This is a genomic window from Nocardiopsis alba DSM 43377, from assembly GCF_000341225.1.
Taxonomy (GTDB): domain Bacteria; phylum Actinomycetota; class Actinomycetes; order Streptosporangiales; family Streptosporangiaceae; genus Nocardiopsis; species Nocardiopsis alba.
The window spans coordinates 1-13254 of the sequence record NZ_ANAC01000035.1 but is presented as its reverse complement, the minus strand read 5'-3'; the positions used below and the strand labels follow the sequence as shown (position 1 = coordinate 13254).

Here is a 13254-nt window from a genome sequence, read left to right as displayed (position 1 = left end):
CCCCGAGAGGCCAGGTAAGACCGAGGGGCATGCGGTGGCTGCTTCGGGGCGCGGGCCTTGTAGAAGGTGCCGTCGCGGAGCATAGCGAATGGGACGCCGACGCGTTGGTGAGCGAGGCGAGAAGAGGGCTTGGGCGTGGGTCTCGGCCTCACCGGGATACAAGTGCACGAGCGGCCCGAAGACGCCATCGAAGGGTTGGGCCGCTCGTGCGACGGGGGCGGTCAGAAGAAGAAGGCGGCGACGCCCCGTTCGAGCGCGGTGGCGTTGCGGCACCAGCCCATGCAGTTCTCGATGGCGTGGAGCACCTCGGAGTCGATGGCGGACTTGGCCTCGTCGGTGGCGGCCTCCCACTGTTCGAGGGCCTCGCGGCACTGCTCGAGGCTCCACTCCCCGTAACCCGGCACGAGATCCACCGGGGAGGGGATCGGGGAGGGGACGCTTCCGTGGCTGAACGAACTGACGTCGACCGCGGTCACCCCGAGTCGCTCCAGGCCCTCGTCGACCATCTCCAGCCAGTCGTACTTCATCGGGCAGAAGTCACCGTTGACCTGGAATCGGCCGTGGAACTCGCACATCCACTTGTAGGCGTAGGCGTACATCGTTCCGTGCTGATCATTAAAGGGGCCGCCTTCGATGACCGTGCGGATCGCGTCACGGATGTTGGGGGCGCCCTCATCGATCAGTGAGTCGAACTGCTGGTCGTCGAAGTCCAGGTGCTTCTTGAACCGGCCACCGATCATGCGCCGGAGCTTGTCGTCCTTGGAACCGATGCCGCTGTGCAGGACGTCGAGGTCGACCACGTAGGGGGAAAGCGAGGAACTCATGGTGGGAGATTAGCGATCGCCTACGACAGACGGGTGGGCATGTTGTCCTGGCTTCGGTGATGCCTGTGGGTGCGGGTGTATCGGCGGGCGGGCGGTGGCTGTAGCTACGGTGGCGGGTTGTCCACAGGCTCGGAAGATCCCCCTTCTTCTTTGAAAGAGAGCGCCCTAGCCTGGAAAGGTGTTCGACTTTCTCAGCGTCTCCCACGGGCATGTGTCCTTCGACGTCGACGAGTTCTTCGCCTGTTCCCTGAGCGACCTCAGATGATCTTCGCCTGCCGCTGCCTCCGAACAGGTGGGGGTGACTAGGTTGGTGGGGGAGTGGTGCTGGGGTGGATGGTTGGGGGAGTGTCTGTTTTGTCTGTTTCTCGACAACTTGCAAAAATGGCGGGTTGGCCGGGATAGCGTTGCAGGTCAGGAAGCTGCTCCCCGCGCACGCGGGGATGACCCCCACCCGTCGACCACCAGTGATATGGCGGACCACTGCTCCCCGCGCACGCGGGGATGACCCCCGTGCTCACCCGCCGGGAGGCGGGGAGGCCCCCTGCTCCCCGCGCACGCGGGGATGCCCCCCCCGGCGGTTCGCTGTGGACGGTCAGTGGCGGCTGCTCCCCGCGCACGCGGGGATGACCCCTCCACGTTCGTGGTGAAGCCCGGCATCGTCTGCTGCTCCCCGCGCACGCGGGGATGACCCCCGGATCCCCGTCACCGCCAACGCCGGCTACTACTGCTCCCCGCGCACGCGGGGATGACCCCATCAGCACGACCACCGGGGGGACACATGCACGCTGCTCCCCGCGCACGCGGGGATGGCCCCCTGATCACCGCCCAGGCCTCTACCGAGCACGACTGCTCCCCGCGCATGCGGGGATGGCCCCAACCGGGGCGGGGGTTTAGCCCCTCCCTGCCCCTGCTCCCCGCGCACGCGGGGATGGCCCCGCCGCAGTGACATGGGGGTCCGTGGTGGAGGCCTGCTCCTCGCGCACGCGGGGATGACCCCTCGGAGGCACCCTGGTGGAACGCACATCTCAGCTGCTCCCCGTGCACGCGGGGATGGCCCTCAGACTTGTGCTCTAGGTAGCGGGTGAGTTTTGAGCGGATAGTTCTATGGCCAGTTCCATGCAGCGCCATTGGGCCGGGGAGGCGTCGTAGGGCATTTTGCCGATGGCTTCGAACGCGCTCATGGTGCCTGCCTCCCGCCTGCCGGAGCTGATGTCGGCCTCGTCGTCATCGGTGGGCTCAGGGTGCAACGCGTCCCAGGCGTCGAAGAGGGCATCGTCGTCCTCATCCAGACCGGATTCCTCGATGACGGTCTGTAGGGCGCTTTCAAAGGTGTGCCGCTCGACGGCCACTTGAGCCACCCGTGGATCATCGACGGCGACACTGTCATCGAGCGCCTCCTCGGCAACGTCGATGCGGTCGGAATCCTCCCGCAGAGCAGGATGCGTGGCCAGGACGATGAAACGGGTGGCCTGGACGGCCGCGCCGAGCGGGCCGAAGATCCGTTCAGTGACCAGCAGAGTGTCCAGGTCCGCCTGACGCAGGGAACCCTCGGGCAGGTTCTTGAGTCGGTCGGTGACGAAGTCGGAGAGCAGACCCATCCGGCTGCCTTCGGTGCGCATCCGCTGCACGGCGGTCCGTTGCCGCCGCAATTCGGCCTCCTGCTCGGCAAGGGTTTCCTCCAGCCGTTCCAGAGTGTTCGCGATACCGTCTTCGCTGTCCGTGCCGGTGGTGAAGGCGTCACGGATGTCGTCGAGGGCGATCCCGGCGTCGGCCATCTTGCGAATCCACAGTAGGCGGATCATGTCCTCGTACCCGTAGCGACGACGGTCATCGCTGCCCCGCTCAGGCTCGGGAAGCAGCCCGATTTCGTGGTAGTGGCGAATCGCCCGTGGCGTGGTGCCGGCGAAGGTCGCCGCGTCACCGATCTTGACCTGGCGGGGTGGTTTGAAGGACGAGTGCATGAGCGGGGGCCTTTCCTCAGGGGATCGGGACGTGAGTCCACTGGACCACATGACGTTACGGAAGGTGCAACCTCGTACACACCGCCCCGTGCCGATTCCAGGCGCTCTACGCTGGCGGGGGAGTGGCGTCGGGTGGGTGATTGAGGATTGTCGGTTTTGTCTGTTTCTCGACAACTTGCAAAAACGGCGGGTCGGCCGGGATAGCGTTGCAGGTCAGGAAGACTGCTCCCCGCGCACGCGGGGATGACCCCCAAAATATTCCCCAGCCCCGACGCTTTCTTGGCTGCTCCCCGCGCACGCGGGGATGACCCCGCATGATGATGTAACCGCCGGATGCGGCACCGCTGCTCCCCGCGCACGCGGGGATGACCCCTATTGTTCCCCTGGTCCGACTGGCAAGCATTCCTGCTCCCCGCGCACGCGGGGATGACCCGCCCCGCATCCGGAAGCGAAAAGCGAAAAGTGTGCTGCTCCCCGCGCACGCGGGGATGACCCGAATAAAGTCGGGCCGCTTCACTATTCTCTGCACTGCTCCCCGCGCACGCGGGGATGACCCCTCAGAACCTGGATCCGGGCACGCCCGTGGAGGCTGCTCCCCGCGCACGCGGGGATGACCCCGTACCTCCGAACGTACCGAGGTGTTGTGGTCCCTGCTCCCCGCGCACGCGGGGATGACCCCCGACCGGGCCCGGACCAACCCTCTCGGGCCCGCTGCTCCCCGCGCACGCGGGGATGACCCCTCCCGTACTGCTGCAGTTCGGTGAAGCCTCCGCTGCTCCCCGCGCACGCGGGGATGACCCCGCCCCTCGGTGGGTTCGCGGGGAACCCGAGGGCTGCTCCCCGCGCACGCGGGGATGACCCCGCAGGGTTCGGGTGCGGGCTCGCCATGACCGGCTGCTCCCCGCGCACGCGGGGATGACCCCGACTGATCACGCCGACCCGGGCCGTCCCGGATCTGCTCCCCGCGCACGCGGGGATGAACCCCGGGTCTGGCTACCCGGTGCGCACCCCCACCTCTGCTCCCTGCGCACGTGGGGATGGATCCGACCTCCGAGGAGGTGAGGGGCCTCCACCGGATCACCCACTGGGCGATCTCGGTGAAGGGCCGTTCCACCGGGTCCGGTCAACGGGAACCGGCCCGGATGAGCCGGCTACCGGAACCCGGCGGGAATCGTCATGAGGTCGATTCCCCACAGCAATGGCAGCAGGAACAGCGTCCCCACGACGATGAGGACGAGGGCGAAGAGGTTCAGCCAGAACCCGGTCCTGACCATCTCCATGATCGTCACCCTGCCTGTGCCGAACATGATCGCGTTCGGGGGAGTGCCCACCGGAAGCATGAACGCGCAGTTCGCGGCCATCGCGCAGGGGACCATCAACGCGTACGGGTGGATGTTCAGGGAGAACGCGAGGGCCGCGATGACCGGAAGGATCATCGTCGCCGTCGCGGCGTTCGAGGTGATCTCCGTCAGGAACAGTACGAGCGCGGTGGCGAAGATGATGGTCAGAATGATGTTGACCCCGTCGAGCACGCGCAGCTGCTCACCGATCCACGCGGAGAGGCCGGTGTCGACGAATCCCGCGGCGATGGCCAGCCCGCCGCCGAACAGCAGGAGGATGCCCCAGGGGATCTTCTTGGAGTCCTCCCACTGGAGGATCCTCTTCTCCCCGGCGCTGCGGGTCGGCAGCGTGAACAGGAACACCGTCGCGACGATCGCGATCAGCCCATCACTGATCCCCGGAAGGAGACCCTCCCAGAGGAACGACCGGGTCACCCACATGAACGCCGTTCCGAGGAAGACGGCGAGCACGATCTTCTCCTCGGCGGACATCCGGCCGAGGGCCCTCCGCTCCTTCCGGATGATCTCCCGGCCACCGGGAAGCTGTTTGAACCGGACCTTGAACTTGACGCCCGTCAGGTAGAGCCACGCCGAGGCCATGAGGATGGCGGCGATCGGGACTCCGAACAGCATCCACCCTCCGAAGGAGATGCTCTCGTCGAAGAGCTCCCCGACGGTCGCCGAGAGGATGGCGAGCGGCGGTGTTCCGATCAGTGTCCCGAGACCGCCGATGGTGGCCGCGTATCCGATGCCGAAGATGATGGACTTCTCGAACTTGGGCAGGTCGTCGGCGAACTCCCCTCCTCGCAGCGAACGTGCGGCCTGGTACACGACCGCCAGTCCGACGGGGATCATCATCATGGTGGCGGCCGTGTTGGAGACCCACATCGACAGGAAGCCCGTCGCGACCATGAAGCCGAGGATGATGCGGCGCGGACTCGTCCCGATCGCCGAGACGATGGAGAGGGCGATGCGCTGGTGGAGGTTCCATTTCTCCATCGCGATCGCGAGTGTGAACCCTCCGAGGAAGAGGAAGATGATGTCGTTGCCGTACGCCGAGACCACGGCATCGCCGTCCAGCGCGCCGGTCAACGGCAGGAGCACGATCGGGAGCAGGGACGTGACCGGGATGGGGATCGCCTCGGTGATCCACCAGGTCGCGACCCAGAGGGTGGTGGCGAGGACCGCCAGCCCCTCCGGTGAGAGCCCTTCGGGTTCGAAGAACAGGAGCGTCACCACGAACAGCAGCGGGCCGAGCACCAGCCCGGTGACGCGCGCGGGCGTGTAGCCGGGGCCTGGTCCGGGTCCTGACCCTGGACCGGGGTCGCCGGGCTCCGCGGCCGGCCCCGTGGCCTCGGGGCCCGCATGCGCGGCGGATCCGCCACCGGAGGCCACCGGTTCCCTCTGCGGTGGCTCCTCACGCTTCGCGAACATCAGGAGCCTTTTGATCTCCCGGTGGGAGGCCCACAGGCTCTCCCAGAGGGTGTACGGGTAAGAGGTCGCCATTGCTGCACCTTCTCTGCTCTTCGGCCCGGCTCGTACCGAGGCGAAGAGACCGGTTCGGGGGGAGGGGGTAGCGGGTCGCCATCGGCCGTGTTCGGGAACAGGGCCGTGGGGACTCCGCGGGGAGGTAGGTGACCGTCGCCGGTCGTGGCACCGGTTCGGCCGGCGGTGCTCGTGGCCCGGGCGGTCGTTCGCACCGTCTCGGAGGCGTGGTGCGCGGTGTCGGAGACGGCGGCTCCCGTGTGCGCGACCGTCGCGGGAGCCGTCGGTCTCGGACGGTCAACCGTGCAGGTCCCGGAGGACCTTGTAGAACTCCGCCTTGCCCTCGAGGCCGATGCCCGGGAGGTCGCCCGGCGCTACGCGGCCACGGGTGATCACCGCGTCGTCGGTGAAGCCGCCCGTGGGCTGGAACTCTCCGGGGTAGGACTCGTTGCCGCCGAGCTTGAGGGCCGCGGCGATGTGCAGCGAGAACTGGTGCCCACCGTGCGGAATGCATCGGCGGGAGGACCAACCGTGCAGGGCGAGCATGTCCAGGATCCGGCGGTACTCCGTCAGGCCGTAGCTCAGTGCCGGATCGACCTGGAGGAAATCCCGGTCCGGGCGCATTCCGCCGTAGCGGATCAGGTTCCGGGCGTCCTGGAGGGAGAACAGGTTCTCTCCGGTCGCGATGGGGTTGCGGTAGTTCTCGGACAGGGTCGCGTTCAGCGCGTAGTCCAGCGGGTCGCCGACCTCCTCGTACCAGAAGAGGCCGTACTGGTCCAGGGCCCGGCCGTACTCCAGGGCGGTCCGCAGGTCGAACTTTCCGTTGACGTCCACCATCAGCCGGGACCCGTCGCCGTCCAGGACGTCGATGACCGCCTCGATGCGCTCGAGGTCCTCGGCCAGATCGGCGCCGCCGATCTTCATCTTGACGACCTCGTAGCCGGCGTCGAGAAAGCCCCGCATCTCGTCTTGGAGGTCCCCCAGGGTCTTGCCGGGCGCGTAGTAGCCGCCGGCGGCGTAGACGAAGACGTCCTCGTCCGGGGCGCCGTCACCGTAGTGATCGGAGAGCCACCGATACAGCGGTACGCCCGCGGCCTTGGCCGACAGGTCGTGCAGAGCCATGTCCACCACGCCGACGGCGACGGAGCGTTCACCGTGTCCACCGGGCTTCTCGTTGCTCATCATGACGTCCCACGCCTTGGCGGGCGAGAGTCCGCCGTCCTCGTCGAGGAGGTCCTCGGCCGTGGCGTCGAGCAGTCGGGGCAGCATCCGCTCGTTCAGGATGGCCGTGGCGTTGTACCGGCCGTTGGAGCTGAAGCCATATCCCACCAGCGGCCTGCCGTCGACCACGACATCACTGACCAAGGCCAGGATCGTGCAGTCCATCTTGCTGAAGTCGATGTAGGCGTTGCGCATCGACGAGCTGATCGGGATGGTGCCGGCGTGGGCGGAAACGATTCGCATGGGTCTCTTCCTGCGGAAACGGATCTTATAAGGTACTTATAAGTTATTCGGACCCTATAATGGCTGAGATGGGGGTCACAAGCCCGTGGGGGAAGATCTTGTGAGAGAGGTCACGATGAGCAGCCCGAACGTCTTCTCCAGCAAGGGTGGTCTGGCCTATACCGAGCTGCGCCGCCGCATCACCTCGGGTGAGCTCGCCCCGGGATCACGCCTGTCGCAGTACGAGCTGGCGGAGGAGATGGGGATGAGCATCACCCCTCTTCGTGAGGCGGTCAGGCGGCTGGCCAGTGAGGACTGGGTCGTGATGGAGACCCACCGAGACGTTCGCGTGGCACCCATGAGCGCGTTCGAAGCACGTGAGCTGCTGGAGGCCCGTTTCTCGCTGGAACCCTCCGCCACCGAGCTCGCCGCGCTGCGCCGGACGGAACGAGAGATAGCCGCGATGAGAGCGGCGGCCGACGCGCTCCTTCCGGTGACCCGCACCTGGGGAGAGGAGGCCATCGTGGCGCATAGGGCCTTCCACCGGGCGATCTATACGGCCTCCCATAACAACGTGATGATCAGGCTTCTGGACGACCTGTGGGACAAGACCGACCGGTACCGGCGGATCGGCCTGGAACTGCCCGCGGGCGCCGAGCCGCGCACCATCGACCAGAACCAGCACCACGAGATCCTGGAGCTCGTCGTCAGCGGTGATGGTGCCGCCGCGGCCGCGCTGGTGCGCTCCCACATCCTCAACAGCCTCGGCGCCGCGGTCACGAACGCTCTCGAAGGAAGGGAAGACGTCGCCTACCACCCTTTCTTCGGGTATTCGGTCTGAGGCGGCACGGAGTGGTGGCGCCACACCGACCTGAGTACTGCGCGCGAGGATGGGCTCCAAGACTTCGCCTCTGCTTCTCGCAAGGATGTCTAGGCTGAGGGAGTGGTGTTCGGGTGGATGGTTGAGGCGGTGTCGGTTTTGTCTGTTTCTCGACAACGTGCGGAAATGATGGGTCGGGCGGGATAGCGTTGCAGGTCAGAAAGCTGCTCCCCGCGCACGCGGGGATGACCCCACAGGTCTCGTCGACGCGGCCCGGGGTCCGTCCTGCTCCCCGCGCACGCGGGGATGACCCCCTCGGGCTCGGGCAAGAGCACCTACGCCAAGCCTGCTCCCCGCGCACGCGGGGATGACCCCCGTCCTCGGCCAGCGCCTCGGCCACGTCCCAGCTGCTCCCCGCGCACGCGGGGATGACCCCTCCTCGTCCTGGAGGTCGCCGGGGTACAACAGCTGCTCCCCGCGCACGCGGGGATGACCCCCCCGGAAGGTGGGCGGCGTTGTCGTGGAGTTCCTGCTCCCCGCGCACGCGGGGATGACCCCCCGACCGGGTCGAGGGTGGCGCCGCCCGTGACCTGCTCCCCGCGCACGCGGGGATGACCCCGGGCTGTGAAGGCCCGCGCGTCCTACCGCTCCCCGCGCACGCGGGGATGGCCCCTCCGCCACCCCACCCGTCTCCACCGCACGGAGCTGCTCCCCGCGCACGCGGGGATGGCCCCTTCAGTTCTCCGTGACGGATCAGGTCCCGCATCGCTGCTCCCCGCGCACGCGGGGATGACCCCGCGGTCCGCGTGATGGCGTCCAACTTGGGGTCCTGCTCCCCGCGCACGCGGGGATGACTCCTCGTCGACCTGGGCTTGCCGGCGCGCCCGCCGCTGCTCCCCGCGCACGTGGGGATGGACCGCTGCGGGCCATGCTTTCCCCCGTTGGTACTGCCTGAGCCCCACGCACGTGGGGGTGCGTTGATCTCGCTTTGTCCGAAGCAGTTGTAGAACCCGGTTGTCCCCACACGTAGGCGCGGATGCCCCTGGCCGGATCATTCGCCTTTCAGGCGATCACGGGCGCGTAGCACCAGGTCCAGGGCGGCTTTGCCGTTCACCGCGTCGCGGTCCATGGAGTCGAACACTCGACGGTAGGGCTCGACCGCGTCGTCGTCGGTCAGGTCCAGCTCCGCGCCGATGGTCTCCACGATCACCCGTTCGTCGTCGTAGATCCAAAAGCCGTGCACAGGTGAGGCCGACAGCGCGGTCCCCAGGGGCACGATCCCGATACGTCCCCGCCCGGTGCGCACACATGCGGCGAGGTGATCGAGTTGGTCGGCCTGGACTCGCCTGCCGGCCTGGCGTGTGTACAGCGCGGGTTCCCACAGCAGGATCCGTAGCCCCTGGCGTCGCACGTCCAGGATCGAACGCCGTTCCATGCGCTTGCGTACGCCGTCCTCGATATCGGTCGGCGTCCCGTAGAGCTCCGCGGCCTTGCGTAGCATCATCCGGGCGTAGTCGGGGGTCTGGAGGATCCCGGGAACGCACACCGACTCGAAGATCCCCAGCGTTCCGGTCCGGCTCTCCATCTCGATGGCGTTCTGCTGGCGCGCCCGGTTGCCCGCCGCGAGACTGCGCCGCCAACCGGTGTAGTGCGTCTCCAACGCTCCGAGCTGGGCGATGAGCCCTTCGATCGCGTCCTGGCGCCCGCACAACCACGCCCACCGGCGCAGGTCGGCGACGGCCGCGGTCTGGTTTCCGCGTTCCAGGCGGGAGACCTTGGAGGGATGCCATCCCGCTCGGGAGGCGAGTTCGCGCCCGGACAGCCCGGCCTCCTCGCGGAGTTCGCGGAGTCGAACGCCGAGGGAGACACGGGCCGTCTGGTAGTCGGTCATCGCACTCTTTCCATGCGTTCGTCGGTGGCGAGTTCGGGGCGCATCATCGTGAGCCACGGTGTGAACGACTCCAGGTCGGAGCCGTCGCCGGTCGGCCATCGTTGGGAGGATTCGTTCTCGTGGAGGACGCCGTAGAAGGCACGGGTCTCCAGTCGCTAGAAGGTGTGCTGTTAGCGGCGGAAGAGGTCGTCGAAGTCTTCTCCGGTGACGAGGTCGGACCTGTTATCCCTCGGGGGGCTCAGAGTGATCTGTCTGGAGTATGTCGAGCGGTGGTCGACCGCGACAGGGGCTGTGGAGAAGGGCGGCCGCAATCTCGCGCAACGTCCGGACTGCCAGCGTCGTTGCTGAGGAGTATGGGTGGCTCGTGTAGGCGGAGAGAGGTGGAGGAAGGTCGGGCTATCGGTGCCCCGATGGTGATGAGGTGTTCGTGAATTCTGGTCGGTCCTGCGGGGGTGTGGTAGGGATGATCAGAGAATGGAAGTTGCTTCAACTTTCAGGTTGCGGGAAGATAACGGCTTCTGTTTCCGCAGGTCATTTTCCTGAGCCCCGCGCACGTGGGGATGGACCAAGTTCCACGACCATGTCCGCCACGGTCGGTGCCTGAGCCCCACGTACGTGGGGATGGACCGGGCGTCTACCCGGAGGCCGGTGTGCAGATGGCCTGAGCCCCGCGCACTCGGGGATGCCCCCTCCACGCTCTTGAGGCTGACGGTCATCGGCCCCTACTCCCCGCGCATGTGGGGACTTCCAAGGACAGGTCGTGGTGGTGGCCGTTCTCGAAGTGGTCACGGTCGACGGGAAGCGCGGTGATGGTGGCTACGGCCACGTCATCGTGGAATGTGCCCCTGATTCCGAGTGCAGGCCGGGCCCTTTGAGTTGGTGCCCGCCCAGGACGTGATTATGAACCAGGACATCATCGCCCTCGTCGAACCTCGGCTGGGAGCCGGTCTCGTCGTCAAACCCACCACGGGTGGCTACGGGACGGCCTCCACGGCGATCGTCGAGAACGACCACGGGGAGCGCTTCTTCGTCAAGGCCACACCGAACCGACCCGGAGGAGCCCGTGCCGCGGCCCGCCGGGAGGCGTTGATCGGTCCTTACCTGGCCGATGTGGCCCCGCGACATCTGTTCCACGTCGAGGACGAGGGGTGGGTCGTGGTCGTGACCGAAGCACTCGACGCCCGGCCCAGTGATCTGGCTCCGGGCTCACCCGATCTGGAGGCGGCGTTCGCGGCGGTCGACCGCATCACCACCCTTGGGCTGCCAGAGGTGGCGGCCACATGGGTCGATACCCGCTGGGACCGGTTCGCCACCCAGGAGGAGATCCCGGCTCTGCGGGGGGATGCTCTGACCCACGCCGACATGCACGGCCGCAACATTCTTCTCGACGCCCAGGGCCGGGGGTGGGTGGTGGATTGGGATTGGCCGACCCGGGCCTGCGCCGCGTTGATGCCGACCATGCTCGGTGTGCAGTTGGTATCGGCCGGCCACATGCCCGAGTCGGCGCTGGAGTGGGTGTCGAGTCTGAAGGCGTGGGAGATGGCGTCGGAGCGGGAGCGGTGGGTGTGCGCATTGGTGAATGCTCGGATGTATGAGGAGTTCGCCCGCTCTCGGCCCGAGGAGGGGTGGTTGGGGGCGTTGTCCAAGGCAGCGGATGCTTGGGTGGAGTGCCTACGCTGATCGGTAAGGGACTCTCGTAGAGATCGAGGGGTGTCGGTTTTGTCTGTTTCTCAACAACTTGCAGAAATGACGGGTCGGTCGGGATAGCGTTGCAGGTCAGGGAGCTGCTCCCCGCGCACGCGGGGATGGACCCTCGTCCGCGGCGGCGACCGCCATGCTGATCGCCTGCTCCCCGCGCACGCGGGGATGGACCCGGACCTACGCGCCCTATGGGCAGCAGACGGCGCTGCTCCCCGCGCACGCGGGGATGGACCCAGTGCGTCGATGATCTGTGAGGATCTTCGGATCTGCTCCCCGCGCACGCGGGGATGGACCCGCACCGTCGAAACCAAGATGATCAGGGTCAACCTGCTCCCCGCGCACGCGGGGATGGACCCCGTGCGGCGGCGAATCTCCCCCGTGCGAGTGTCTGCTCCCCGCGCACGCGGGGATGGACCCACCGTCTCCGCGAACGCGGCGAGTTCCGGATCCTGCTCCCCGCGCACGCGGGGATGGACCCGCCAGGGTCGCCGGAGCGAGGAAGAAGAGGCTGAAGGCGTACTGCTCCCCGCGCACGCGGGGATGATCCCTGGGCCTTCAACTCAGCCCACCGGGACTCTCCCTGCTCTCCGCGCGGGCGGGGATAGCTCCACGAGGTCGCCGCACTGCTAATGCGGTTGGGGCTGTTCTCCGCATGTGGGGGGATGGGGCGGGCGCGGGTCTGTTGGGGGTGCTCTTGGGCCCGTGGCCGAGGCCGGTCACGTGGTTCATGGTGACCGGCCTCGGGGCTCGACGGCTACGAGCGGGGGCTTAGGCCGAGGCTCCGGCCGTCGCCTGAGGTGCTCAGCCCGTGTGGACCGCGCTGAGCAGGGCGTTCCATTCGCGAGCGGGCAGGGTGAGTTCGCTCAGGTCGCGATTCTGGGTGTCACGGATGTGGGTGGTGCGACCTTCCGCCACCTCGACACAGCTTCCGTTGGCCGCGCTGTAGCTGGACTTGTGCCACGTGGGCTGTTCGTGGGTCATGGTTCGTCTGCTCCCTTCGGGCTGGGGGAGTTCCGGTTCGGGGGTCAGCGGGTGCGGAGGGCACCGAGCAGGGCGTTCCATTCTCCGCAGGGGAGATGGAGTTCGGCGAGGCCGCGGTGTTGGGTGTCGCGGACGGCGGCGCCCTGGGCGGTGGCGCGGGCCTCCACGCATTGGCCACCGTTGCCGTTGCTGTAGGTGGACTTCTTCCAGTGCTCGTTCATCATGTGGTGCTGCCTCGATCTCTCAGGGGGGAGAGCTCTCTTTGGAGAAGGTCCTGCCGCTCCTTGGTGATCCGCCGGAGATCAGTTCGCTCGGAGGGTGTCGAGGAGGGCGGTCCACTCGGAGCTGGAGACGCTGAGTTCGGCCTGGGCGCGGTTCTGAGTATCGCGGAGGTGGGTGGTGTGCCCTTCGGAGACTTCGACGCAGCTTCCGTTGGCCGTGCTGTAGGAGGACTTGTGCCACGTGATTTCGCTGGTCATGCGCTGCCCGTTCTCTTCGGAGGTCGGAGGCTGACTGCTGCGGAACAGGGCTTCTTCAGGGGGAGTCGAGGGAGGTCGTGCACTCGGGGGTGGGAGTGTTCTCAGATCATGATTTCGGCTGAGATGATGCGGAGGTACGCAATTTCTTCTTCCCCGTTGAGCTGGGGAGTAGTCCTCGTTTCTTCACGATCGGACATATCTCCCCTTGCGTCGATACGTATGGCGGTTACTCTAGGGGTGCACGAACACGACCGACCCCCGCCATCTCGGGCGGATTCTAGGAGTCGTCGCAACACGTGAGGTCAGTTGCTCGCCGAGAGCAGCTTAGC

11 protein-coding genes and 4 CRISPR repeat arrays are annotated in these 13254 nt (G+C 67.2%); of the genes, 2 read left to right on the top strand and 9 right to left on the bottom strand.

The window, feature by feature from the left end:
* Positions 1-221: 221 nt before the first annotated feature.
* The 4 genes from D451_RS0125465 to D451_RS0125445 form a co-directional block, all read right to left on the bottom strand.
* On the bottom strand, positions 222-824 hold the full coding sequence (locus D451_RS0125465) for a DUF7691 family protein (protein WP_017536516.1): 603 nt from the start codon (positions 822-824) through the stop codon (positions 222-224).
* Positions 825-1243: 419 nt separating this feature from the next.
* A CRISPR array of direct repeats spans positions 1244-1882; the repeat unit is 29 nt; unit sequence CTGCTCCCCGCGCACGCGGGGATGACCCC.
* Positions 1883-1894: 12 nt separating this feature from the next.
* A complete protein-coding gene (locus D451_RS0125455; RefSeq protein ID WP_017536515.1) occupies positions 1895-2785 on the bottom strand; it encodes a MerR family transcriptional regulator in 891 nt (296 codons plus the stop codon).
* A gap of 221 nt (positions 2786-3006) precedes the next feature.
* Positions 3007-3830: direct repeats of the CRISPR family, unit length 29 nt; unit sequence CTGCTCCCCGCGCACGCGGGGATGACCCC.
* A 106-nt stretch (positions 3831-3936) separates the two neighbouring features.
* The gene (locus D451_RS0125450) at positions 3937-5631 is read right to left on the bottom strand and encodes an SLC13 family permease (protein WP_017536514.1); all 1695 of its coding nucleotides are present in this window, start codon (positions 5629-5631) and stop codon (positions 3937-3939) included.
* Positions 5632-5907: 276 nt separating this feature from the next.
* Positions 5908-7074: a mandelate racemase/muconate lactonizing enzyme family protein gene (locus D451_RS0125445; protein WP_017536513.1), complete on the bottom strand. Its 1167-nt coding sequence runs from the start codon at positions 7072-7074 to the stop codon at positions 5908-5910.
* Between the two features lie 115 nt (positions 7075-7189).
* Here D451_RS0125445 and D451_RS0125440 point away from each other — a divergent pair, with 115 nt between their 5' ends.
* The gene (locus tag D451_RS0125440) at positions 7190-7894 is read left to right on the top strand and encodes a GntR family transcriptional regulator (protein WP_026125369.1); all 705 of its coding nucleotides are present in this window, start codon (positions 7190-7192) and stop codon (positions 7892-7894) included.
* A gap of 203 nt (positions 7895-8097) precedes the next feature.
* A CRISPR array of direct repeats spans positions 8098-8792; the repeat unit is 29 nt; unit sequence CTGCTCCCCGCGCACGCGGGGATGACCCC.
* Positions 8793-8924: 132 nt separating this feature from the next.
* Here D451_RS0125440 and D451_RS0125435 read toward each other — a convergent pair.
* Together D451_RS0125435 and D451_RS28900 are read right to left on the bottom strand one after the other, a co-directional pair.
* Positions 8925-9764, bottom strand: coding sequence for a helix-turn-helix domain-containing protein (locus D451_RS0125435; RefSeq protein ID WP_017536511.1), 840 nt, complete (start codon positions 9762-9764; stop codon positions 8925-8927).
* The gene (locus D451_RS28900) at positions 9761-9916 is read right to left on the bottom strand and encodes a DUF6879 family protein (protein WP_338047373.1); all 156 of its coding nucleotides are present in this window, start codon (positions 9914-9916) and stop codon (positions 9761-9763) included. The genes D451_RS0125435 and D451_RS28900 overlap by 4 nt, the downstream gene beginning before the upstream one ends.
* A gap of 748 nt (positions 9917-10664) precedes the next feature.
* Between D451_RS28900 and D451_RS0125430 the strand changes: the two genes are divergently transcribed.
* Positions 10665-11444, top strand: a complete 780-nt coding sequence (locus D451_RS0125430; protein ID WP_036568758.1) for a protein kinase — start codon at positions 10665-10667, stop codon at positions 11442-11444.
* A 104-nt stretch (positions 11445-11548) separates the two neighbouring features.
* Positions 11549-12013: a CRISPR direct-repeat array (repeat unit 29 nt; unit sequence CTGCTCCCCGCGCACGCGGGGATGGACCC).
* A 253-nt stretch (positions 12014-12266) separates the two neighbouring features.
* Here D451_RS0125430 and D451_RS0125425 read toward each other — a convergent pair.
* The 3 genes from D451_RS0125425 to D451_RS27590 all read right to left on the bottom strand — a co-directional run bounded on the left by D451_RS0125425 (position 12267) and on the right by D451_RS27590 (position 12925).
* Entirely contained in the window at positions 12267-12446 is a 180-nt protein-coding gene (locus D451_RS0125425) for a DUF397 domain-containing protein (RefSeq protein ID WP_017536509.1), read from the bottom strand.
* A 44-nt stretch (positions 12447-12490) separates the two neighbouring features.
* Positions 12491-12670, bottom strand: a complete 180-nt coding sequence (locus D451_RS0125420) for a DUF397 domain-containing protein (protein ID WP_017536508.1) — start codon at positions 12668-12670, stop codon at positions 12491-12493.
* Positions 12671-12748: 78 nt separating this feature from the next.
* Positions 12749-12925: a DUF397 domain-containing protein gene (locus D451_RS27590; protein ID WP_017536507.1), complete on the bottom strand. Its 177-nt coding sequence runs from the start codon at positions 12923-12925 to the stop codon at positions 12749-12751.
* Positions 12926-13254: the final 329 nt, after the last annotated feature.

Excerpts from the sequence above, each read along its gene's own strand:
- D451_RS0125465 (WP_017536516.1), bottom strand. The coding sequence starts at position 824 with ATGAGTTCCTCGCTTTCCCCCTACGTGGTCGACCTCGACGTCCTGCAC.
- D451_RS0125455 (WP_017536515.1), bottom strand. The coding sequence starts at position 2,785 with ATGCACTCGTCCTTCAAACCACCCCGCCAGGTCAAGATCGGTGACGCG.
- D451_RS0125450 (WP_017536514.1), bottom strand. The coding sequence starts at position 5,631 with ATGGCGACCTCTTACCCGTACACCCTCTGGGAGAGCCTGTGGGCCTCC.
- D451_RS0125445 (WP_017536513.1), bottom strand. The coding sequence starts at position 7,074 with ATGCGAATCGTTTCCGCCCACGCCGGCACCATCCCGATCAGCTCGTCG.
- D451_RS0125440 (WP_026125369.1), top strand. The coding sequence starts at position 7,190 with ATGAGCAGCCCGAACGTCTTCTCCAGCAAGGGTGGTCTGGCCTATACC.
- D451_RS0125435 (WP_017536511.1), bottom strand. The coding sequence starts at position 9,764 with ATGACCGACTACCAGACGGCCCGTGTCTCCCTCGGCGTTCGACTCCGC.
- D451_RS0125430 (WP_036568758.1), top strand. The coding sequence starts at position 10,665 with ATGAACCAGGACATCATCGCCCTCGTCGAACCTCGGCTGGGAGCCGGT.
- D451_RS0125425 (WP_017536509.1), bottom strand. The coding sequence starts at position 12,446 with ATGACCCACGAACAGCCCACGTGGCACAAGTCCAGCTACAGCGCGGCC.
- D451_RS0125420 (WP_017536508.1), bottom strand. The coding sequence starts at position 12,670 with ATGATGAACGAGCACTGGAAGAAGTCCACCTACAGCAACGGCAACGGT.
- D451_RS27590 (WP_017536507.1), bottom strand. The coding sequence starts at position 12,925 with ATGACCAGCGAAATCACGTGGCACAAGTCCTCCTACAGCACGGCCAAC.